Annotated in this window: 20 protein-coding genes, 1 tRNA gene and 1 pseudogene; 17 read left to right on the forward strand and 5 right to left on the reverse strand. The window is 44.9% G+C overall.

The genetic code is table 11. The annotated features are described in order from the left end of the window. Nucleotides 1-75: 75 nt before the first annotated feature. The 6 genes from AWH66_RS24155 to AWH66_RS24180 all read left to right on the forward strand — a co-directional run bounded on the left by AWH66_RS24155 (nucleotide 76) and on the right by AWH66_RS24180 (nucleotide 7534). Nucleotides 76-151: transfer RNA gene (locus AWH66_RS24155), tRNA-Gly, on the forward strand. A 122-nt stretch (nucleotides 152-273) separates the two neighbouring features. Further along, a complete protein-coding gene (locus tag AWH66_RS24160) occupies nucleotides 274-996 on the forward strand; it encodes a riboflavin synthase (protein WP_063603743.1) in 723 nt (240 codons plus the stop codon). 502 nt (nucleotides 997-1498) lie between these two features. Beyond that, nucleotides 1499-4396 (forward strand): pyridoxal phosphate-dependent class III aminotransferase, encoded by a 2898-nt coding sequence (locus AWH66_RS24165; RefSeq protein WP_063603744.1) that lies wholly within the window; start codon nucleotides 1499-1501, stop codon nucleotides 4394-4396. A 25-nt stretch (nucleotides 4397-4421) separates the two neighbouring features. Continuing rightward, nucleotides 4422-5666 carry a carboxynorspermidine synthase gene (locus AWH66_RS24170; protein WP_063603745.1) on the forward strand — a complete coding sequence of 415 codons (1245 nt, stop codon included), beginning with the start codon at nucleotides 4422-4424 and terminating at the stop codon, nucleotides 5664-5666. A gap of 51 nt (nucleotides 5667-5717) precedes the next feature. Then, nucleotides 5718-6851 (forward strand): carboxynorspermidine decarboxylase, encoded by a 1134-nt coding sequence (gene nspC / locus AWH66_RS24175; RefSeq protein ID WP_063603746.1) that lies wholly within the window; start codon nucleotides 5718-5720, stop codon nucleotides 6849-6851. Between the two features lie 125 nt (nucleotides 6852-6976). Further along, nucleotides 6977-7534, forward strand: a complete 558-nt coding sequence (locus AWH66_RS24180) for a YceB family lipoprotein (RefSeq protein WP_063603747.1) — start codon at nucleotides 6977-6979, stop codon at nucleotides 7532-7534. A gap of 57 nt (nucleotides 7535-7591) precedes the next feature. Here AWH66_RS24180 and AWH66_RS24185 read toward each other — a convergent pair whose 3' ends face one another. The 3 genes from AWH66_RS24185 to AWH66_RS24195 form a co-directional block, all read right to left on the reverse strand. Continuing rightward, complete coding sequence (locus AWH66_RS24185) at nucleotides 7592-8605, reverse strand: LacI family DNA-binding transcriptional regulator (RefSeq protein ID WP_063603748.1); 1014 nt, start codon at nucleotides 8603-8605, stop codon at nucleotides 7592-7594. 18 nt (nucleotides 8606-8623) lie between these two features. After that, nucleotides 8624-10027, reverse strand: a complete 1404-nt coding sequence (locus AWH66_RS24190; protein ID WP_167360990.1) for a glycoside hydrolase family 32 protein — start codon at nucleotides 10025-10027, stop codon at nucleotides 8624-8626. Nucleotides 10028-10173: 146 nt separating this feature from the next. Beyond that, the gene (locus AWH66_RS24195; RefSeq protein WP_063603750.1) at nucleotides 10174-11547 is read right to left on the reverse strand and encodes a PTS transporter subunit EIIC; all 1374 of its coding nucleotides are present in this window, start codon (nucleotides 11545-11547) and stop codon (nucleotides 10174-10176) included. A 315-nt stretch (nucleotides 11548-11862) separates the two neighbouring features. Here AWH66_RS24195 and AWH66_RS24200 point away from each other — a divergent pair, with 315 nt between their 5' ends. Then, complete coding sequence (locus AWH66_RS24200) at nucleotides 11863-12804, forward strand: DUF3179 domain-containing protein (protein WP_063603751.1); 942 nt, start codon at nucleotides 11863-11865, stop codon at nucleotides 12802-12804. Nucleotides 12805-12874: 70 nt separating this feature from the next. Here the strand turns inward: AWH66_RS24200 and AWH66_RS24205 are convergent, their stop codons facing one another. After that, a complete protein-coding gene (locus AWH66_RS24205) occupies nucleotides 12875-13546 on the reverse strand; it encodes a type 1 glutamine amidotransferase domain-containing protein (protein WP_063603752.1) in 672 nt (223 codons plus the stop codon). Between the two features lie 119 nt (nucleotides 13547-13665). Here AWH66_RS24205 and AWH66_RS24210 point away from each other — a divergent pair, with 119 nt between their 5' ends. From AWH66_RS24210 to AWH66_RS24225, 4 genes are all read left to right on the forward strand, one after another. Next, nucleotides 13666-14550 (forward strand): LysR family transcriptional regulator, encoded by an 885-nt coding sequence (locus tag AWH66_RS24210; protein ID WP_063603753.1) that lies wholly within the window; start codon nucleotides 13666-13668, stop codon nucleotides 14548-14550. 79 nt (nucleotides 14551-14629) lie between these two features. Further along, the gene (locus AWH66_RS24215) at nucleotides 14630-14881 is read left to right on the forward strand and encodes a DUF2999 family protein (RefSeq protein WP_031497056.1); all 252 of its coding nucleotides are present in this window, start codon (nucleotides 14630-14632) and stop codon (nucleotides 14879-14881) included. Nucleotides 14882-15084: 203 nt separating this feature from the next. Then, a complete protein-coding gene (locus AWH66_RS24220; protein WP_063603754.1) occupies nucleotides 15085-16533 on the forward strand; it encodes a winged helix-turn-helix domain-containing protein in 1449 nt (482 codons plus the stop codon). A 131-nt stretch (nucleotides 16534-16664) separates the two neighbouring features. Then, entirely contained in the window at nucleotides 16665-17141 is a 477-nt protein-coding gene (locus AWH66_RS24225; RefSeq protein ID WP_063603755.1) for a hypothetical protein, read from the forward strand. Between the two features lie 114 nt (nucleotides 17142-17255). Here the strand turns inward: AWH66_RS24225 and AWH66_RS24230 are convergent, their stop codons facing one another. Further along, nucleotides 17256-17903 carry a glutathione S-transferase family protein gene (locus AWH66_RS24230; RefSeq protein WP_063603756.1) on the reverse strand — a complete coding sequence of 216 codons (648 nt, stop codon included), beginning with the start codon at nucleotides 17901-17903 and terminating at the stop codon, nucleotides 17256-17258. A 107-nt stretch (nucleotides 17904-18010) separates the two neighbouring features. Between AWH66_RS24230 and AWH66_RS24235 the strand changes: the two genes are divergently transcribed. The 6 genes and pseudogenes from AWH66_RS24235 (at nucleotide 18011) to AWH66_RS24260 (ending at nucleotide 22549) form a co-directional block, all read left to right on the forward strand. After that, complete coding sequence (locus AWH66_RS24235) at nucleotides 18011-18823, forward strand: LysR family transcriptional regulator (protein ID WP_063603868.1); 813 nt, start codon at nucleotides 18011-18013, stop codon at nucleotides 18821-18823. A 92-nt stretch (nucleotides 18824-18915) separates the two neighbouring features. Then, a pseudogene (locus AWH66_RS24240) lies at nucleotides 18916-19809 on the forward strand (molybdopterin dinucleotide binding domain-containing protein); the annotation flags it as partial. A gap of 10 nt (nucleotides 19810-19819) precedes the next feature. Further along, the gene (locus AWH66_RS24245; RefSeq protein ID WP_063603757.1) at nucleotides 19820-20434 is read left to right on the forward strand and encodes a DMSO/selenate family reductase complex B subunit; all 615 of its coding nucleotides are present in this window, start codon (nucleotides 19820-19822) and stop codon (nucleotides 20432-20434) included. A 1-nt stretch (nucleotide 20435) separates the two neighbouring features. Further along, nucleotides 20436-21278, forward strand: coding sequence for a DmsC/YnfH family molybdoenzyme membrane anchor subunit (locus AWH66_RS24250; RefSeq protein WP_063603758.1), 843 nt, complete (start codon nucleotides 20436-20438; stop codon nucleotides 21276-21278). A gap of 68 nt (nucleotides 21279-21346) precedes the next feature. Continuing rightward, nucleotides 21347-21955, forward strand: a complete 609-nt coding sequence (locus AWH66_RS24255) for a molecular chaperone TorD family protein (RefSeq protein WP_063603759.1) — start codon at nucleotides 21347-21349, stop codon at nucleotides 21953-21955. 15 nt (nucleotides 21956-21970) lie between these two features. Further along, nucleotides 21971-22549, forward strand: a complete 579-nt coding sequence (locus tag AWH66_RS24260) for a 4Fe-4S binding protein (protein WP_063603760.1) — start codon at nucleotides 21971-21973, stop codon at nucleotides 22547-22549. The last annotated feature ends 41 nt before the right edge of the window (nucleotides 22550-22590 follow it).

A 22590-nucleotide genomic window follows, 5' to 3' on the forward strand; every position in this document is an offset into this window, starting at 1 on the left:
ATCCCTCGGCGTTCGCGCTGTGCCGGTTCAAGTCCGGCCCGGGGCACCATCTCAAATTAGTCTGAAAAGACAAATGCGACACTAGCTCAGTTGGTAGAGCGCAACCTTGCCAAGGTTGAGGTCACGAGTTCGAACCTCGTGTGTCGCTCCAAACAAGAAAGCCCAGCATAATGCTGGGCTTTTTCGTTTTTCCTTTCTACTCTCTTTATCTTCTTGATTCTTTTTGTAATGATGTCCGTACTAAAGGCACTTCACTAGTGAAATGAGGCATCTATGTTTACGGGAATTATCCAATCTGTCGCGACAATCGACAAAATTACTGATCTTAACGGTATTCGTACCTTTGAGATCGATTTTGAATCTGGGTTTTGTACCGATGTTGAAATTGGTGCCAGTATCGCTGTGGATGGGGTATGTTTAACGGTCACTGAAATCCAGAGTGAGACGCGTCTCTCTTTCGACGTCATGCTTCAGAGTCTGAACATCACGACATTGAGTACGTTTGAAGAAGGCCAAAGAATCAATGTGGAACGTGCGGCAAAAGATGGCGCAGAGATTGGCGGTCATCCGCTTTCAGGACATGTGGACTTCAAAACACCATTGGTGGCTATTCATCAGCAAGAAGATAACTACCGTATACAATTTCAGTTGCCAAAAGAGTGGAAACCATACGTGTTCCCTAAAGGCTACATCGCTATAAACGGAGCAAGCTTGACGGTTTCAGAAGTCGATAAACAAGAAGGGTGGTTTGATGTGTGGCTGATTCCAGAAACTCGCCGTATGACGACGTTTGAAGGCAAGCTGGTGGGTGATGAGGTTAATATCGAGATTGAGCGTGGTACTCAAGTTGTTGTTGATACTGTGCGCGATACAATTGCTGACACTTTAGGCCCACTGTTACCGATGTTTGAAAAATTCTTGGAACAAAACGGCGTTGATGTAGATACTATTGGCCAAGCGACCACCAAACGCCTAAGCGATCAAAAAGATAAGTAGCAAAATAAAATATCGCCGCCTCCCACGAGGCGGTTTTTTTATCTAACCGATTTCATATTTTTGGTCGTTGTTTCCATAAGTTAGACAAAACGTTACTGGAGAAAACGGTTGCGATGATAATGAGTTCTATGTTACTTTCCCGCGCAATCTCGGAATGAATCTGGGGGAGACGCGTTGTGACCATTCAAGCTGATTGTGACACAACGTAGGGTAGGTACTGGTTATGCCAATAACCAGTAGACGGGATACTGATGCCTAGAAGGGCATGTTAATGGGAAACCCAACATTGAAACAGATTAACTCACACTCAAAAATCAGCTTTGTACTTCCAAACTGTGTATTGCGCTTAAACCGTAGTATCACAGAGCCTTGATTTCAAAACGCTAATACCTTTCTAAATGAAGCAGTTCATTTAGGCTTTTGTCACATCTGAAATACGGTGGGACTTGTTTTGCTATGCGCGTAGCGAGTGATTTCGCACGCCTAATCTAGGTTACAAAAAATGAGTACAGCATTCGAATTTGATTCCAAAGAATTCGCGTCTTCAATTTCGGTACACGTTCCACACGTTGAAGGCACTTATGACCTGACACCTGATCAGGTTCTACTTGACCAAGCGGAGCACGAATCAGAAGTTCGTTCCTATCCACGTCGTCTGCCTATCGCCATCAAGCGAGCGTTTGGTGCTTTGGTGGAAGACACTCGTGGGCAAATCTTTCTTGATTGTCTTGCTGGAGCAGGCACGCTTGCGATGGGTTACAACCATCCTGAAATCAATCAAGCTCTCAAAGAGCAGCTTGACTCAGGTTTGCCTTACCAAACTCTTGATATTACGACAGCAGCGAAAGATCGTTTTATCAAACGAGTGAAAGCGTTCTTACCGCAAGAGTTCGCTGAACAATCGGTGATTCAGTTTTGTGGCCCTTCGGGTGCCGACGCTGTTGAAGCCGCTATCAAATTGGCGAAGCAAACCACGGGTAGAAATACTATGTTTGCCTTCCGCGGTGCTTATCATGGTATGACGAATGGTACCATGGGCATGATGGGCAACCTTGGCACCAAAGCGCGTCGCACAGGTTTGATGTCTGATGTGCATTTTATGCCATTCCCCTACAGTCTTCGTTGTCCGTTTGGTCTCGGTGGTGATGCAGGCGCGAAACAAAGCATTCGTTATATCGAAAGACTATTGAACGATGATGAAGCAGGTATCATGAAACCAGCTGCCATTATTGTTGAGCCAGTTCAGGGAGAAGGTGGCGTTATCCCTGCTCCTGCGTTTTGGCTCAAAGAACTACGCAGACTCTGCGATGAGCATGAGATCTTGCTTATTTTGGATGAAATCCAGTGCGGCGTAGGCAAAACAGGTTACCGTTTTGCGTTTGAAGAAGCGGGGATTAGTCCAGATATTCTCTGTTTATCCAAAGCGATTGGCGGCGGCCTACCGATGTCGCTACTGGTATTTAACAAAAAAGTGGATACGTGGAACGCAGGTGAGCACACGGGCACATTCCGCGGTAATCAACTTGCCATGGTTTCGGGTGAGAAAGCGCTTGAGATCATCGAGCGCGACAACCTTGTTGAGCATGCCAGAGTTGCCGGAGAGTATTTACGTCTTGGCCTCAACAAAATAAAGCAACGTGTAAACTGTATTGCTGAGGTTCGCGGCAAGGGATTGATGTTGGGCGTCGAAATTGTCAAACCAACGAGTGAACACAATAAGTTTGGTGAACCTGTTGCCGATGGTCAACTTACACTCGACATACAACGTGCCGCGCTAGAGCGTGGTTTGATGGTCGAAAAAGGCGGGCGCGATGGTGCCGTTATTCGCTTTCTTCCTCCACTCATTATCAGCCTTGAGCAGATCGACTTTGCATTACGCACCATTGAAGAGGCTATCGTTGTAGCTGGTGGCGGGCAAAAGTCACAGCAAGATGAGAAAGCAAGTTCGTGGAAAAAGCACTTCATCCACACGGGTGTGCAAGGTGCGACCGAATTTTCTCAGGTAATGAATCACACTACTCAAACTATGAAAGAAGTGTTTGAGGGTGTCTCGAAACCGTATTCCGGATTAGATCCAAAAGTGCTTGAATCGGCAATTAACAATGTCAATCTTGACGGCAGTCATCACGATCTACAACGTGTTGTTGATGAGACAGCAAGTTTGGTCGCAGACCATTCAATATTCACTCAGCACCCTAATTGTATTGCTCATTTGCATACGCCACCTTTAATGCCAGCTGTAGCTGCTGAGGCGATGATCGCGGCGTTGAATCAATCTATGGATTCTTGGGATCAAGCATCAGCAGCGACTTATGTTGAGCAGAAAGTATTGGATTGGCTTTGCGAGCGCTATGAGCTTGGTGAGTCAGCTGATGGTATTTTCACCAGTGGTGGCACACAGAGCAATTTAATGGGTCTTCTGCTGGCACGTGACCGAATTGCGGATGTGATGGATGGTCATTCTATCCAAAAGCAAGGCCTTCCGAGTTATGCCGATAAGCTTCGCATTGTCTGTTCCGACAAGTCGCACTTTACGGTTCAAAAGTCAGCCTCATTGTTGGGCTTGGGTGAAAAAGCCGTGCACTGCGTTGCTACCAACGACAACGGTACCATCAAAACTGATGCGCTTGTCGCTGACTTACAAACGATGAGAGCAGAAGGCTTAATACCTTTTGCTTTAGTCGGTACAGCAGGAACGACAGATCACGGGGCTATCGATGATCTCAACTCTCTCGCCACCATTGCTGCCGAAAACCAGCTTTGGTTCCACGTTGATGGTGCTTACGGTGGCGCACTTATTCTAAGCAGTCACAAACACAAGCTTAATGGTATTGAGAAAGCGGACTCCGTCAGTGTCGATTTCCATAAATTGTTCTATCAAACAATCAGTTGTGGCTCGTTGCTGGTAAAAGATCGCAGTAACTTTAAGTACCTGCTTCATCATGCTGATTACCTCAATCGAGAGCACGATGAGCTGCCAAACTTGGTCGATAAATCCATTGCTACAACCAAACGTTTCGACGCTCTAAAAGTCTTTATGACGATGCAAAACGTTGGCCCAGAGGCACTGGGTGATATGTATGACCATCTGATGGCACAAACGCAAGAGGTGGCAAAACTTGTTCAAGTGCATGAGCGATTTGAGCTATTGGCACAGCCATCATTATCAACGGTCTTATTGCGCGTCACTAATCATGACGTCAACGATTTGAATGAGCTGAATAAAGCGATTCGTTTACAAGCCCTAACACGTGGCGTTGCGGTGTTAGGGGAAACGGTAGTGAACGGTCAGTCGGCACTGAAGTTCACCATTCTAAATCCATGCTTAACGCTCTCAGATTTCAAGAGCCTACTGAATAACATTGATCAGTTAGCACTTGAGCTAGCTAACTCGTACTAACCGATAAACAGAATAAGGAAAGAAAATGGCAGTTTTACAGATTGGCGCAGGTGGTGTTGGTTGGGTAGTCGCGCACAAAGCGGCTCAGAATAACGACGTATTGGGTGATATTACGATTGCGTCACGCACTGTCGCGAAGTGTGAAAAAATCATTGAATCCATTAAAGGTAAAAGCAACTTAAAAGACGCGACTAAAAAGCTAGACGCTCGTGCCGTTGATGCTGACGATGTTGAAGCGCTGGTTGCTCTGATCAATGAAGTGAAGCCAGACCTAGTAATTAACGCGGGTCCTCCTTGGGTAAACATCACTATCATGGAAGCGTGTCTGCAAGCGAAAGTCTCTTATTTAGATACTTCTGTAGCTGTCGATCTATGCTCGGAAGGTCAGCAAGTTCCTCAAGCTTATGATTGGCAATGGGGTTTCCGTGACAAATTCAAAGAGGCAGGCATAACGGGTATTTTAGGCGCAGGTTTTGATCCTGGTGTGGTAAGCGTATTTGCAGCTTACGCAGTGAAGCATTTATTCGATGAAATCGACACCATCGATGTTATGGATGTCAATGCTGGCGACCACGGTAAAAAGTTTGCCACTAACTTTGACCCAGAAACCAATATGCTAGAAATTCAAGGTGACTCTTTCTATTGGGAAAACGGTGAATGGAAACAAGTTGAATGTCACACTCGTATGCTTGAGTTCGATTTCCCATTAGTCGGCAAACACAAAGTTTACTCAATGGCACATGATGAAGTTCGTTCTATGCAAGAGTTCATCCCTGCAAAGCGCATCGAGTTCTGGATGGGCTTTGGCGATAAATACTTGAACTACTTCAATTGCATGCGCGATATTGGTCTACTTAGCCCTGACCCTCTAACTCTACATGATGGCACTGTGGTTCAGCCACTACATGTCTTAAAAGCACTGCTTCCTGACCCAACTTCTTTGGCACCAGGTTACACAGGTAAAACTTGTATCGGGACTTGGGTTCAAGGTAAGAAAGACGGTAAACAACGTTCAGTATTTATCTACAATAATGCAGATCATGAAGTGGCTTACGAAGATGTAGAGCATCAAGCGATTTCTTATACAACGGGTGTTCCAGCCATCACGGCGGCACTGCAATACTTCCGCGGTCAATGGGCAGACGCAGGCGTGTTCAATATGGAGCAATTGGACCCTGATCCGTTCCTAGAAACCATGCCTGAAATCGGTTTAGATTGGCATGTTCAAGAGTTGGAAGTCGGTGCTCCGGATATCAAGATTCTTAAATAAAGTGACAGACCCTAGGTAACTACCTAGGGTCTTTAAACTTAGGTCTACAAAATGATTAAAAACGAACTCAAAACTCCATACTTCATGATTAATGAAGACAAACTGGTTGAGAACCTAGAGAAAGCAAAACACCTCAAAGAGGTGTCTGGTGTAAAGCTAGTACTGGCTCTTAAATGTTTCTCGACTTGGGGTGTGTTTGACATTATTAAACCATACTTAGATGGCTCAACCAGCAGTGGTCCATTTGAGGTAAAACTTGGCTACGAGACGTTTGGTGGTGAAACGCACGCATACAGTGTTGGTTATACCGAAGACGACGTACGCGAAGTGGCTGATATTTGTGACAAGATGATCTTCAACTCGCAGTCTCAATTAGCCGCTTATCGTCATATCGTTGAAGGCAAAGTGTCCATTGGTTTACGTCTTAATCCGGGGGTGAGCTATGCAGGACAGGACTTGGCCAACCCTGCTAGACCGTACTCTCGCCTTGGGGTGCAAGCCGATCATATTGACCCAACGATCTTCGATTCAATCGATGGTGTCATGTTTCACATGAATTGTGAAAATAAAGATGTGGATGCATTTATCGGTTTGCTTGATGCTATTTCAGAGCGATTTGGTCCCCATCTAGATAAGCTTGATTGGGTTAGTATGGGGGGCGGTGTGTTCTTTACGTGGCCTGGTTATGATATCGATAAACTTGGTGCTGCATTGAGTGCGTTTTCGAAAAAGCATGGTGTGCAGCTCTACCTAGAGCCAGGTGAAGCGATCATAACTAAAACGACTGACCTTGTTGTTACCGTTGTGGACATTGTCGAAAATGAGAAAAAGACGGCGATTGTAAATTCTGCGACGGAAGCGCATCGTCTGGACACGCTCATATACGATGAACCCGCTTCGATTTTAGAAGCCAATTCAGAAGGTGATCATGAATACGTCATTGGCTCATGTTCATGTTTGGCTGGTGACCAATTCTGTGAGGCCAAGTTTGATGAGCCGTTAGAGGTGGGGCAACGACTGCATATTATGGATAGTGCTGGCTATACCATGGTGAAACTCAATTGGTTTAATGGTCTGAAGATGCCGTCAATCTACTGTGAGCGTTCAAACGGTCAGATCGAAAAGCTTAACGAGTTTGGCTACGATGACTTTAAGAGCTCATTGTCACGGTGGTCGATTAGCTGAGTTATTCTGACTAAGTTAACACTTGCCTGTGACACAATAACACCCTACATTTTAATAAGATAAAGCAGACTCAAAGGTCTGCTTTATTTTTCTCTTATTCCGATATTCTGAGAGTGCTACCCGTTATGAAAAACAGATTCGCCAAACTTCTCTGGGCTTCATCAGTGCTGTTGTTATTATCAGGTTGTGTGAGTTACAGCATCACTGAACAAGAAATGACGAACTATCTCAATGACAACCTACAGCTAAACCAATCTGTCGGCGTTGAAAACGTCATGTATGCCAAACTTTCAGTCGATGATCTTCAGGTCAAAATAGGACGTTCTGACGCTGATCGTGTAGCGGTATTTGCCAACACTAAGGCTCAGCTACAGTTGTTGGATGAACAAGATATTAACCTTGATTTGGATATAGAATTCAGTGCTATACCTAAATACGAACAAGAAAGTGGTGAGATTTTTCTACAATCGCTCCGTTTAGAAAAAATTGACCAAGAAGGGCAACTGCTAACACCACAAATCAAAAAGCTGATTAAGCCAGCAGTAAGTATGATTGGTGCTGCTATGTCTACCTATCCTGTTTACAAACTCGATAGCAATACAGTTAAAGAGGCGCTATTAAAGTCCTCTAATCCTGAAGTTGTGATTAAGAACAACCAGTTAGTAATAGAGTTTTTCGAATAGTTATTGATAGCTTATCTAATGATCACTCGTTAAATGACAATCAAATATCGATGTGCTTTAACTTAGTTTAGGCGCAGTACTGTCTCGTACTTCGAGATGGTAGGGAATAAAGCTTACGTGATCGGTCAAATCCAGATCGGGCTTTTCAATCAGCATATGCAGTAAATGTGCACTGGTTTTTCCGGACTCCTCAAAGTCATAAACCAGCGAGGTAATCTTAGGGTTGTAGTAACGAGACATATTACCACCACCAACGCCACACACGCTGACATCCTCTGGAACCTTAAACCCATGTTCAAGTAAGTAGGTAATCGCACCTATAGCCATTTTGTCATTGGCAGCAAAAATAGCGTCTGGGCGCTGCATTCGCTCTTCATAAAGTTCCTGACAGGCGGTATAGCCACTTTCTACTGAGAACTCACCATTGACCATCATATCGGCAGAAATAGGTAATCCATGCTTTTCTAAACTATTTAAATAACCTTGCTTTCGTTTCACACCCACAGATACGTCACTTTCAGATACACCGATAAGCGCGATATGGCGATGTTGCGACGCTACAAGATAGTCAATGATCTCTTCCACCGCTGTCACTTCGTCAAACAACACACAAGGTGTTCCGTCGGTGGTGGATTGCCCCATAACCACAACGGGTTTGCCTACCTTTCTGATTTTTTCTTTGTGTTCACTCGTAATCGTAGTAGCGATTAGGATGATGCCATCGACTTGCTTTTCTGCAAATAAATCGAGAAATTCTAGCTCGCTTTTTATGCTGTGGTTGGTGTTACCTAAGATGATACTGTAGCCGTTATTGGCAAAGTATTGATCAATGCCAGCGATGTTGTCACCAGAGGAAGTGGCGTTTATTTTTGGAAGAATAACCCCGATAGTCTGACTGCGTTTTGAATGCAGTGCTTTGGCCAAGGCGTTGGGGCGATAGCCCGTTTCATCAAGCACTTTTTGAATGCGCTTTCGAACGGGCTCACTGACATAACCAGAACTGTTTAAGACACGGGAAACACTTGAAATTGAAGTTTCTGCTAACTTGGCTATTTCTTTAATTGTCGCCATTTCCCGTTAATCCTTTGGTCAGTAATCGTATTTAATAAAGCGCTTGATTATACATGACTTTCCAGTTTCAAGTGTGATTTTTGACTGTTCGGCTTGCGGGAACACGCGAGATGTAAACACGGCTTCACCATGATTGATGAAGACTTCAACAATAGACTGATCAAAGAAAATCTGCAGGTTGAGGGATTGCTCACTGTCTACTTTGCACTGTCGTTTCCCCGGTAAATAATCCGAGTTTGAACGATCTAAAGTGACTACGCCAGTCTTTGCTTGATAGTTTAAGGCCAGCCAACGGTCACCTTCGTCTGCTAACTTGATCGTGACATCATCAGCAATATGCTCGATATCCAGATTCAATTCAAAACAGTGGTTGCTGTCCAGAGATAAGTGATTCTGATTGGTAAGTTGCACCTCGTCAAACGAAGACATCGCACCGCGCAAAGATTCATGCTCGTGAGCGGGTTTTTGATGCACCTTCCCATCAACGACGGAAAGCTCTCGCACCAATGATAAGGCGTGAATCCAGTCATTGGTAACGCTAGGTTGTTCATCTTCCTCAGGAATACCAACCCAAGCACTCATCAGGCGGCGTCCATCCGTCGATTCGGTGGTTTGCGGAGCATAAAACTCAAATCCATGATCGAGTGGCTCAAAGTTGCCGTGTGTATAGCACGTATTTAGGTAATCCATCTTACCTACAAAATAGCCATTATTGTGGCGATTTTGGAAGCTTAACCCGTTGGGCTTAATTCCTTGGGGGCAACCTATCAAAACATCAGTGTTGTCTAGATGGAACAGATCTGGGCATTCGAACATATAACCAAAGTCGCGAAGTCCGTTGATCTGGTTGCCGGCAATTGGACCGAGAAACGTCCAGTTAGAAGCATCTTTTGAGCTGAAAAGAAGCACCTGACCAAGTTCATCATTTGTCTGAGCGCCAAGCACGCAATACCAAGTGCCATCGTGTTGCCAAATCTTAGGGTCGCGAAAGTGTGCCGTGTATCCCTCAGGTTGTTTTGGGATGACCGGGCCTATTTTCTCGAAATGAATATTGCCGCTATCAATAGATTTGGCAAGACATTGAGTAGAAAGACGAACGCCGTCGTCGGTTTTTACATTTCCGGTATAGAAAAGATGAAGTTGCTCATCCAATACGAACGCACTGCCTGAATAGCAGCCGTGGCGATCGTAGCTTTCGTCTGGGACTAAGGCTTGACCTTTCAGTGTCCAGTTTACTAGATCCTGACTGGTGCTGTGTCCCCAATATTTTGCCCCATGCTCACAAGCGTGCGGGTTCCATTGGAAAAACAGATGATACTGTCCATCGTATTCAATAAAGCCGTTTGGGTCATTAATCAGTCCGTACGGTGCAGTTAAGTGAAACCGTGGGCGCAAGTGGTCAGTGTTTGGTTGGTGTGACACTGAAGATTCGCTTTGTGAACACAGTTCTGTTGAAGTCATTGCTATTAATACACTCTGTAGTTGGACTTGTGGCTAACATTGAATGATTCAATGTTGTAAAACGAACGGTGGCGGTGACCTTAAGGGACACCGCCACGAGGGGAAGATTACTTATCTAGAGCAACCGCCATCTTTGCTTCGTTGCTGGTTGGTTTTACTAGTAATTTAGTTAGCATTGCTGCGCTACCCATACCAATAACAATCATAACTAGGTACATACCAAGACCATTACCTAAGTAGGCAGGAATAGCTGGAATGAAAGTAACACCCATGACTGATGGTGCGATATGCATGATAGTTGCGAATGCACCTGCAATGGCACCGCCGATGATACCTGATGCAAATACACGACTATTGGTTAGCGTCACACCAAACAGCAGTGGTTCAGTGATGCCGAAGAAACACGGTACGATTGAAGAGTAGTTAAGCGCTTTTTGTTTCTTATCTTTCATCGACATGGTATAGGCAATCGCTGCGCCTGCTTGACCTGCCATTGATGCAGTAATCAGTGCATTTAATGGGTTGATCTTGATTGTCGATAGGAAGTTAAGCTCTACAACCATTAAGCTGTGGTGAAGACCCGTTACAGTTAGAACCTGTTGTAGACCGCCAAAGATTGCACCGCCGATGCCCATTGGTAAGTTAATAATAGATTCGGTAGAAACCATTACACCATGTTCAACAATGTTGAATACCGGACCAATAATGAATAGACCCGCTAGCATACCAATAGTGATCGTCAAGAACGGAGTAAAGATCAGCGAAACCACTGATGGCATCCACGAGTTAATCCAACGCTCTAGGTTTGCGCCCAAGATACCTACGATTAGAGCTGGAATAATGGTGCCTTGAAAGCCTTGGATCTTAAACATACCAATGCTCAGCATTTCGGCATTGCCGCTAGCCACATCCCATGCGTTTGGCAGCATTGGTGCGATAAGCATTAGGCCCAGCACCATGCCGATAACAGGCGTACCACCAAAGCGTTTAAATGCAGACCACACGACAAGCGCTGGTAGGAATATGAACACCGTATCAGTTACCACTTGTGTCATGGTGAGCAGCTCAGGTGAGAACTCAAAACCCAACTGCTGGGCGAATCCGCGTAAACCCATGAACAGACCCGTTGCAACCAGCACTGGAATCAAAGGAATGAATACGTCTGCCAAAGAACGCAGGGCTTTTTGGAATGGGCTCATATTTTCATATGCCGCACCCTTCGTGCTCTCAAGTTCGCCATCTAGCTCTTGCTGGATAAGGGCGAAGATTTTGTTGACTAAGCCCGTGCCAAGTATGATTTGGTGCTGACCTGATTGGAAGAAGTAACCAGCTACATTATCCGTTGATTTGATTTGGTCGACATCGATAAGCGCGTCATCTTTTACAACAACACGAAGTCGTGTTGCGCAATGTTCTAGGGCACGAATATTATCTTTTCCGCCGAGAGCCGCAAGCAAGCGGACCGCGATTTTCTTATTCATTTGTTCTATCCTGATACGTTTTAAGAAAAGGTTTTCACATAACATGAAAAGGTTTTCATGTTTTAATGTGGTAAGGTTTTCACATTTGCATCATTCGATCAACTTGATCATTCGGATTAAGTATAGTTTTTATTTATGGTTTTGAAGTTTGTCACAAATGTAGAGCTGCTCAACTCAGCGTTTGTTATGTCGAATAAGCACTATGGAGCTATGCGTATTAATGCAAATTGTTACTTTTGTTCTAGAGGATAATTGAAAGCATCGCTGTTGTTGGCGGGTCTATATGACCAGTATTCTTGGTTGGAGGAGAAGCAAATGCAGCTGCGATTAACTCTTTTGGTCTTCATATTATTGTCGTTTCCGATATCACTATTGGCTAAGGTGCTCAATGGATTCAACATCGACAATGCTTCTGTGCCTTCGCATTTCATTCAAAAAGGCGGGCCACCTAAAGATGGTATTCCGGCACTCAATCAGCCCGAGTTTATTAAAGGCAACGATGCAAAATTCATGCGTGCACAGGATATTGTATTGGGGTTGCAGGTTGGTGAGGTGGTTAAGGCGTATCCGATTCGAATTCTCAATTGGCATGAAATCGTTAATGACCAATTCAGCGGAACACGTTACGTCATTAGTTATTGCCCATTATGCGGTAGCGGAATGGCATTTCTTAGCCAGCCAATAGGGGAGCGTGAAGCTCTGGACTTTGGGGTTTCTGGTTTGTTGTATAACTCAGACGTACTTATGTACGACCGCAAAACCGAATCGTTATGGTCACAAATTCATGGAGAGGCTATAGCTGGAGCATTAGTTGGCCGTAAACTCAAACAAGTGCCGCTTACACTTAGTCGTTGGTCGAATTGGCTAGCTCGTCACCCTGACTCGCTAGTTCTCTCCACCAACACAGGTTATCAACGCGATTACCAGAGCGATCCTTATGCAGGTTATGGAAAAAATGCTGCCATCTACTTTCCTGTAGCAAATCAAGCTCCCAATGAGTATCACCCGAAAGAGATGGTATTAGGGTTTAACGTGGAGCAAGCAACTATCGCGTTTCCATTTAGTGAGATATCCCAGCTAGCAACTCAGCAGCAAAGCTTTGAATTGAACGGGGCTCGCTATTATGTTCACTGGGATAGCAGCAACCAGTCAGCTTGGATAACTGATGAGAAGGGTGAAACCCAACCGTCAACCTTACTATTTTGGTTCGCGTGGTATGCTTTTTATCCAGAGACCAAAGTCTATAAATGGCAATAGACAACAACACGTGTCGTGAGAACGTTGGGTTACGTTTACACGACACGGACGATTACAGCTGTGACAGAAGTTAGGATAAAGCCGCTACGATCGCTTTACCTACAGCCTGTGCGCTGGTTGGGTTTTGGCCTGTGATGACACGTTCGTCAACAATCACAAACTCTTGCCATGGTTGTACTTTGCTGTACTGAGCTGCGGTGCGTGCCAGTGACTCCTCAAGTAAGAATGGAATAGCGCCGATAGTGCCAAAGTCGATTTCTTCTTCTCGAGTAAATCCAGTGACTGACTTCGATGCCAGTAATTTGTCGCCATTGCTTAGAGTAATGGGTAGAAGAGCACCGGGGCCGTGACAAACTGCTGCAATTACACCACCTTGTTCATAATGAGTAGCTGCAAGCGCAGCGAAGTCTTCGTTACTTGATAGATCGGATAGCAATCCAAACCCTCCCGGATAAAAAATGGCATCGTAATCATCGATATTGATTTGCGAGACAGGAATGGTGTTGTTAATACGATTCTGAAACGCCTCGTCCGTTAGGATTTCCGTATTGACACTGTCACCCTCGATGTCAGTACCGTAAAGTGGCGCTTTACCACCTTTAATGGATGCGATGTCATAGTCATAACCTGCCGACTGGATTTCACGTAAAGCGTGAGTGAGTTCTGGGGCGTAAGTTCCGTTTGCTTGGTCTGTCTCGCCTAATGTTGCATGGTTAGTGACGGGAATAAGTACCTTTTTCATCGTTATGTCCTTCTGGCTGATTCGTTGTTGTAATTACCTTAGTTATACTAATTGTTAACTGATTTGGTGATAATATGGCGAAATGACAAAATATTATTGCTATATGGCAAAGGTGAGATGTGGATAGCTTTGAAGGAATCAACGAGTTTGTAGCGGTAGCAGAAAGCCATGGTTTTTCTGCGGCGGCTAAGCAACTTGGTTGCAGCACTAGTCATGTGAGTCGGCAGGTATCGCGCTTAGAAGAACGCTTAGGCGTTGCTTTGCTTGCTCGTTCTACTCGAATGGTGAATCTCACACAGGCGGGGCAGGTGTATTATCAGCAATGCAAAGACTTAGTTATTGGACTTCAACAAGCTAACGAGCAGCTTAGTTCAGAGCAAATACAGCTTAATGGCACGTTAAGGGTGAGTGCTGCTGGCGCGTTTGCCGAAAACTACGTTGCTCCAGCATTAATGGAATTTGCAAAAGGTTACCCTGAACTTACTGTTGAGATGGATTTTGATACTCGAATGGTCAATTTCATCGAAGATGGTATCGATTTTGCGATTCGATACGGCCGATTAAGTGATTCGGGATTAGTCGCGCGGAAACTGGTGGACAGGCCGATGGCAGCGGCGGCCAGTCCTGAGTATCTTGAACGATACGGAGTGCCAACTCATCCTGATCAACTTAGACACCATAGCTGTATCATCGCGAATAATGACCATTGGGTATTTGAAGATAATGGCAAACCGATGGGGAGTATTCGAGTAGATGGACGTTGGCGCAGCAATAACTCCGGTGCTGTGGTTAATGCTTGTGAACAAGGGTTAGGCATTGTCTATATGCCAAAAAGCAGTTTTAGTGACGCTTTCCATGAGGGACGACTGGTTCCCGTCTTAACCCCTTATTGGGGCAAAGGCTCCAGTAGCTGGATTGTTTACCAGAATCGACGGTTTTTGCCTATGCGGGCACGTTTAGCGATAGATTACTTGGTTTCGCATTTCGCCAACTGGCAGGAGTGATGGTATCGGGTAGTACCCAGTTAAGGTCTCAAATGGTAAACTGCGGGCAATTTCATTGGATATTGAGAAAGGTAGAGAAATGAATCCAATTATTGCAATGCTAAAAGAGAACAACATCAGTGACGAGCAAATTAGTGAAATCTTTGAAGTGTTGACACAGAACCCTCTTGCAGCAATGGCAACAATCAGCCAGCTTGGTTTGCCACAAGAGCAGCTTCAAGCGCTAATGGGTCAAGTTATGCAAAACCCTGCGTTGATCAAAGAAGCAGTTGAAGAGCTAGGGCTTGATTTCGCAAAAGTTGAAGCGGCAAAAGAGCAACTTCAAAAGTAATCGTTTGAGATTCTCCGTCGCCGTTTCAGGGCCAGTAGGCTCTTAAATGGCGGCTTGACTCACAAAGCGCCCCTCGACATCCTTTTCCCTACCGATCCATTTCGCCTGCGTCTTTGTCCATACTTAACAATACAAAATCTCGGTTGCTTCTGTGAAATGAAATTAATACCCTTTTAGGGTTATTTCTTACCCTTGTAGCCACTATGGACTCTATTAAATACTACGTATTGCAGCTCGAATCTCCGATTATTTTTTATCCAAGCAAAAATAAGCTTGAAGTCGATGGTGCAGAACTGCATTTAGAACCATTACAATCTCGTTTGTTGAAGTATTTTGTTGAAAACCAAGGGCAAGTCCTGACGACTCAACAAATCGCAGACAATGTTTGGCAACGTAATCATGTGTCGGACAATCTGGTTCGCCAAGTGATTAGCTCGTTAAGAGGTCAGCTTAAAGATAAAACGCGGCCTTACCGTACGATCAAGACTATCCCAAAGAAAGGGTACCTATTTGATCTTGAAGTGATTGCTCACATTGAAAAAACGCCGCAAGTCATTGCGGTTGAAGTCGATGATGTTGAGGAGCCACAAGATTCAGAAAAGAGCGGGCGCAAAGGCGGTAACAACAAGCTCTGGGCTACCCTTGCTGGGTGTTTAGCGGTATTGGCAATGGCGTCATGGATTGTCACTTATATTGTTGAAGAGAACACAGACATAGTGGCAGAAAATACCAATCCACTTGGTACTGTGCCGGTTTATATCCATGATATTACTTCAGATTCGATGCAAGACTATCAACTGTCGGAAAGCGTCTACAACTATCTATTCTATGGCCTCAACTCGTCGAGAGCGTTAACTGGGTATCACTTTTCACAGTTGTCTAAAGAGAGCAAAGCGGCATTAAAGCAGCAAGGTATCGAGCTCAAAGGCTGGCTTAAAAAGAGCGGCGAGAGTGAGTTTTTACTTACTTTGATGATTCAGAACAACCAATTACCATCCAAGAATCAACGCATTGAAAAAACCTTCAACAAAGAAGACTTTTTCACCGCTATTGGCGATGTAGTATTGGAAATTAAGGCGTTGGTAGAACCTAAAGAAGACGGGTATGAAGTGACCAGTCATCGTGTGAGTGCCATTAATAACTACGATGATTGGGAAGTGATTTCAGACGGTATTTCTCAGTTCTACTTAGGTGGCGGAAACGATGCCTTTGTAAAGCTCTCTCCTATGCTAGAGAATATTCAATCTCAAGGTCGCGGCAACTATTTAGTCAGTGCGTTACTCTCTTACTCAGCCTCCGTTGATTATTTGCAATCAGGTGATGAGCAGACGCGCGTTGAGGGTCTTAAATTGGGACAAAAAGCGTTCGAGCTTAACCCTCGTTGTGATATAGCGAACCTGACATTGGGGCTCGCCTTGCTGTTAAACCAACGAGCTGACCAAGCTATTCCATACCTTTTCTATGCTGCAGAGAGTACGCCAACACCCATTGGCTACTACTTATTAAGTGTGGCTGACAAACAAGTCGGCAATCTAAAAGGTGCCGATTATAACTACCAGCACTATGTCGCGATGAAGAAAGAGAGTGGCGGACAACTCTATGATTTAATTGAATCTTTACAAAAATCAAATCTAATTCAAACCTTGCCATAGTTCATAGGGCTACGGAGAGTGGTTTATTTGAATTTACTTTGTAATTAACGCCGATTGCCTTGCATCAAGCGTCTTTAATAAGGGTAAACTCATAATTGTTCTCGTGTTATTTATGCTAACAGGAACAAAAAATGTTAAAGAAGCTCGCGTTTCAAATCATTCCAGTGCAAATCTTCTTGTTTGTATTCTGGTTTAAGAATGGCTTTATCGACAAAGTAATGGGCGTACTACTCGGAGCCGTCACTCCAGAGACGGCCTATGCGGGTGATACTTGGGCTGGATGGAAAGGTTATATTGTAGGGACATGGGATAAAAGTCAGGTTGGTCATGCTTTGTTAAGTCCAACATTCGACTTCATGTTTCCGATTCTGATTGCGTTGCAATGCCTACCTTTTATCCTCATTATTCGTTCGGTATTGAATCTAGAATTTATGACTGATAGAGAACGTCCTTGGTTGCTTTATTCAGCAATCGCCTCTCTTTTTGTCGCAGGTTGTATGGCATTCACTCAAACGATTTCGGGTGCTAGTGATGGTCAGTACCTATGGCAATTTATGGGCTTTAGTATGGTCGCGATTATGTATATCCGAAATGAGCAAAAGCGTTAAACTAATCGAATAATGATCTGATAGAGCAGTCAATGTACTGCGGTTTTGAATTCACGGCTTGCCATAACGAAACGTTTGGCAAGCCTTTGTTATTTTGTCAAACCGATGCGTTGGCTAGCGCTCAACTCCCGCCTCGTCTTCAATAATGATGTCTTGCTCATGACTTGCTTGTTTTAGCCACGTTTTTATCGAGTCACTATTTAGCACTTTTTGTTGATACTGCTGCGCTAAAGGTGACAATTCAATGCCATAGGTTCGGAAACGAAGTACAACAGGAGCAAACATTGCGTCGGCAATGGACCAGTCGCCAAACAACCATTGACCATCGTGTTTTAACATTTGCTCTACCCATAAGCTGTCAATCCGTTGGATATCTTTTCTTGCTTCTGCAGAAAGTACGACCTGACGCTTAGCTCGGCAGTTCATTGGTAATTCATTGCGTAGGGCCAAGAATCCAGAGTGCATTTCACAGGCTACTGCTCTTGCCTTGGCTTTTCTCAAGCTGTCATTTGGCCAGCAGCAACCATTAAGATATTGCTCATTGACATATTCTAATATCGCAAGAGAATCCCAAACCGTGGTTTCGTCATCAATGAGTGTAGGAACCTTGGCTGTTGGCGTCAGCGCTTCGAGTGTTTGATAAAACTCGGTTGAAAACAGTGTGAGTTTCTCTACTTCGACTTCTAGCTGGTATTGCTCAAAGATGAGCCACGCACGTAATGACCAACTCGAGTAATTCTGATTTCCAATATACAGTTTCATATTTGCCTCCTTTGCCAGTTTGATTTTGATACTAATCAATGGTGAGATGGGTGACTAACGCAAAATTTGAATGTATTTCATCAATGAAATCGATGGATGGGGGCGATATGGATATCGATGCGCTGAGGAGTCTTCTCGCTTTTTCCGAGACTGGGAGCTTTACGCGAGCAGCAAAGCAAATAAACCGAACTCAATCTGCGTTTAGTGCGCAGATGAAAAAGTTAGAAGCCGAAATTGGGGCTGTATTGTTTGAGCGTGACGGCCGGAACATGGTGCTAAGTGAAGCTGGACTATCATTGAAGGCACACGCAGAGCGCATACTCTCCTTACATGATGCCGCCTTGCACCAGGTGAAACGCTATCAAAACAAAACGGCTTTGAGGCTTGGTTGCCCTGAAGACTACAACGACACCGTGCTACCGAAAGTGGTGGCGGCAATTAACGAAGTTGAGCCTACGTGTTCAGTGCAAATATTCAGTCAGCCCAGTGTTATGCTGAGAGAGTGGTTAGACGAGGGGAAGTTAGACGCAGCGATTGTGACGCGAGCGCCTGACAGTGAAGAAGGTTATTGGTTAGAGTCAGACAAGGGCGTTTGGATTGCCGGGCATGATTTTGATACCGACATCACCCCATTGCCGTTGGTACTGTTTCAAACTGACTGTAAGTATCACGCTGCGGCGTTGGATAGTTTGACCAAGCGTGGGATCGCTCATCGACTACTTGCTTGTTGCAATACCGCTTCAGCTCAGCGAGCATTAGTGGCTAAAGGAATGGGCGTCGGCGCGATGGGGCGTCTAAGTACTAATAAAGACGTTGAGATATTAAACGGAATGCCACCACTCCCTAGTGTGGATATTGTACTGTTGACTGGCACTAATCCCCACCCAACGTTGGCGAATGTGTTTATTAAACACCAATAAATCGTATTTTCTTTGAGATTAAATGATGTTGATATTCATTTATAAAATGGAATGCCTATCGATACGATAATTTGTTTTTCGATTAAATGGTAAAGTACGCTGACATCATTCTGCCTGACCTAACTACTTCAGAGCAGGCGGACTTCTGTATGGATGGCAAAGCGGCGAACATGCCTTACTTTATCTTCGCTGACAAAGCGATTGAACCTCAATTTGAAGCGCGCAGCATCTATCAAATCTGTTCTGATTTGGCTGAGCGCATGGGTGTGGGGCAAGCATTTACCGAAGGTCGTGACCAAGAAGGTTGGCTGCGTCACTTGTATGCTGAAACATTGAAGTTAGACCCGACTTTGCCAGATTTCGAGACGGTACGTCAGCAAGGTATCGTTAAACGTAGCGATCCTAATGGTCACTATGTCGCTTACCAAGCTTTCCGTGCAGATCCGGTGAATAACCCGCTTAACACACCTTCAGGCAAAGTAGAGATCTACTCGGAAGAGCTAGCTCGTATTGCCGCTGAGTGGGAGCTGCCAGAAGGTGATGTAATTCATCCTCTACCTATTTACGTGAGTACATCAGAAGGCTGGGATTCACCGAAACGCGATAAGTATCCATTACAGCTAACGGGTTTCCACTTTAAAGCACGTTGTCACTCAACTTACGGTAACGTGGATGTATTGAAGCAGGCCGCACAACAAGAAATGTGGATCAACCCTGTAGATGCTGAACGTCGCGGAATTAACAATGGTGACCGAATTAAGATCTTCAACGACCGTGGTGAAGTTCGAATTAACGCTAAAGTCACGCCAAGAATGATGCCGGGAGTTGTAGCTCTTGGAGAGGGGGCATGGTACGCACCGGACGGCAATAAAGTTGACCATAATGGGTCAATCAACGTTCTGACGTCTCAACACCCGAGCCCGCTGGCAAAAGGTAACCCTCAACACACTAACTTAGTAGAAGTTCAACTGGCAAATAAGGCGTAAGGACTAACTCATGAAACAATACGGTTTTTATATCGATTCGAGTAAGTGTACTGGCTGCAAAACCTGCCAGTTAGCTTGCAAAGACTTTAAGGATCTTGGTGTTGATCGCAGCTTCCGTCGAGTTTACGAATACGCTGGTGGTAACTGGATCGAAGATAACGGCACTTACCGTCAAGATGTGTTTGCCTATTACACCTCTATTGCATGCAATCACTGTGACGAACCAGCTTGTGCAAAAGTGTGTCCGTCGGGTGCAATGCACAAACGTGAAGATGGCTTTGTGGTCGTGGATGAGAAGGTGTGTATTGGCTGTAAACACTGCGCTAACGCTTGCCCTTACGGTGCGCCACAGTACAGCAAAGAAAAGGGTCACATGACGAAATGTGATGGTTGTTTTGAGCGCGTAGCAGAAGGTTTTGAGCCAATCTGTGTCGGTTCTTGTCCACTTCGTGCGTTGGAGTTCGGCCCTATTGCTGAGCTTCGTGCCAAGTATGGAACCAACGCTGACGTAGCACCACTTCCATCATCAACGTTAACGAAACCAAACATCGTGATCAAACCAAATCGTCATGCGCGTCCAACGAATGACACCACTGGTCACCTAGCAAACCCTAAGGAGGTTTAACATGGGATGGCATGAATGGCCTCTGATTTTCTTTACTGTATTTGCTCAAACAGCAGTCGGTGCGTTTATCGTAATGGGCTTAATCACATTGTTTGGTAAGGCGGATGCACACGTTAAGACAGCGATAACTCGTAATATGTTCTTTATTTGGGTGTTCATGGGACTGGGCTTTATGGCGTCAACCATGCACTTAGGTAGCCCAATGCGTGCAATCAATGCGTTAAACCAAATTGGAACGTCTTGGTTATCACGTGAGATCCTATTTGGTTCAATGTTCTTTGGTTTAGGTGGTTTATATTGGCTATTGTCTGTCATCAATAAAGGCAGTGAATCGATTCGTAAAGGGTTGATGGTAGCGGCAATGGTGATCGGCGTGGTCTTTATGGTCGCGATGACTAACGTTTACATCATCGATACGGTTCCGACGTGGGATACACCGTTTACGGGTCAATCATTTACGCTCACAGCTGTCATTTGTGGCGTTATGCTGTCACTTATTTTGATGCGTGGCGCTAACTTGGAATGCCCACGTTTAGGTAAAGTCACGGCGATTGTGGCAAGCGTAGCCGCAGTGACAATGGCAATGGTCACTATGTCAATGGTCGCTGACTTGCCTAATATTCATTCTGCGATTGTTGCAGCCAGTGAGTTAGTGCCAAACATGGCAGAGATTCAAAACTTACGCTTTGTCCTAGTGTTCGTTGGTCTAGCGGCGTGGATGTGGGCGATGCGTTCTGAGTCTCGTTCTATGCCGATTGCCGTCATTGGCTTTGCGATGGTGTTAGTTGCGGAACTCATCGGACGCAGTGTGTTCTTTGGTCTGCATATGACAGCAGGTATGTAGCAAAGATAAGAGCAGGCTGACCGGCCTGCTCTCGTTCAATTTAGTCATTTTTGAAATTTGGTAAATTCATGTCAGAAAATCAATCTATCGATCTACTTAGTCTACAAACCATGGCAAAGGTATTCGGTTCACTGTTTTATTTCCCGCTTACCGGCAGCAACAACCAGACCTTATTGACAGCGTTGCTACAAGATGAAAACGTGAAAGACAGTGATCTTCAGGCATGGTGTCATCAGGTTAAAGGCGAAAGCAGCGAAGCACTAAATCAAGACTTCTTCTTACTTTTTGAAGGAGGAGAGGCGATGCTGGCACCACCGTGGGGCTCAGTCTACATGGATAGAGAAGAGGTGATTTTTGGAGATACTACAGTAGCGTACCGTCAGTTCCTTCGAGATCATGACATTGCTTTAGATACTGGGATGAGAGAGCCAGAAGATCAGGTTGGCTTAATGTTATTTGCAGTGAGTCAATTGGTGGAACAAGAACAAGACATTGAGTCGGTCAAGGCGCTGTTTTCACAACATCTGTTGACTTGGTGTTACCGTTATTTCGAGTTGGTTGAGAAGCATGCTTCAACTCAAAGCTACAAACAACTAGCGGCCTTGGTCTCGCAATGGTGTGAAGCCGTTCAGGAGCTGTTAAATATTACGCCACTTGCCGTGAAACTGTATCGTTAGGGTTGGTAAGCGCTCATGACCAGAGATGAAAAATACTACAAAGCGTATATGGAGCACAAAACCATAAGTCGTCGTGGTCTTTTTCGCGCTTTGGCGAATGGCAGTACGCGGAATTCACCTGTAACGGCCAATGATGGCTCATTCGCTGCTAAGTTAGATTGCCACGAAGTATCACGAACAATCCCTAGACCACCAAAAGCTGTTGATGAGTTGCTCTATCAACAGATTTGCAATGCTTGTGGAGATTGCGCCAAGGCTTGTCCTGAGCAGGTTATTGCTATTGAAGATGAACTTGCCCGGCTTGTACTTGATTATGGGTACTGTAGCCAATGTGGAGAATGTAGCCAAGTATGCCCAACAGGTGCATTGCATGGACAGGACAACGATACTGGTTTAATTCCGCAGTTCTCGGATGGATGTCAAAATGCACTGTTTAGTGATTGCCACTTATGCCAAGAAGCCTGCCCAAAACAGGCGATAAGTATCACGTCGTACAGCCTACCGGAGTTGGATAAGAAAGCTTGTGATGGCTGCGGGCGTTGTAAGCAGGGATGTCCTTTTTCCGCCGTATCTATGGCGTTATCCATGCAGTAGCGAATACAAAAACAGCTCTATGTATTAACTAAGAGCTGTTT

This window comes from Vibrio barjaei (assembly GCF_001639065.2).
Lineage (GTDB): Bacteria > Pseudomonadota > Gammaproteobacteria > Enterobacterales > Vibrionaceae > Vibrio > Vibrio barjaei.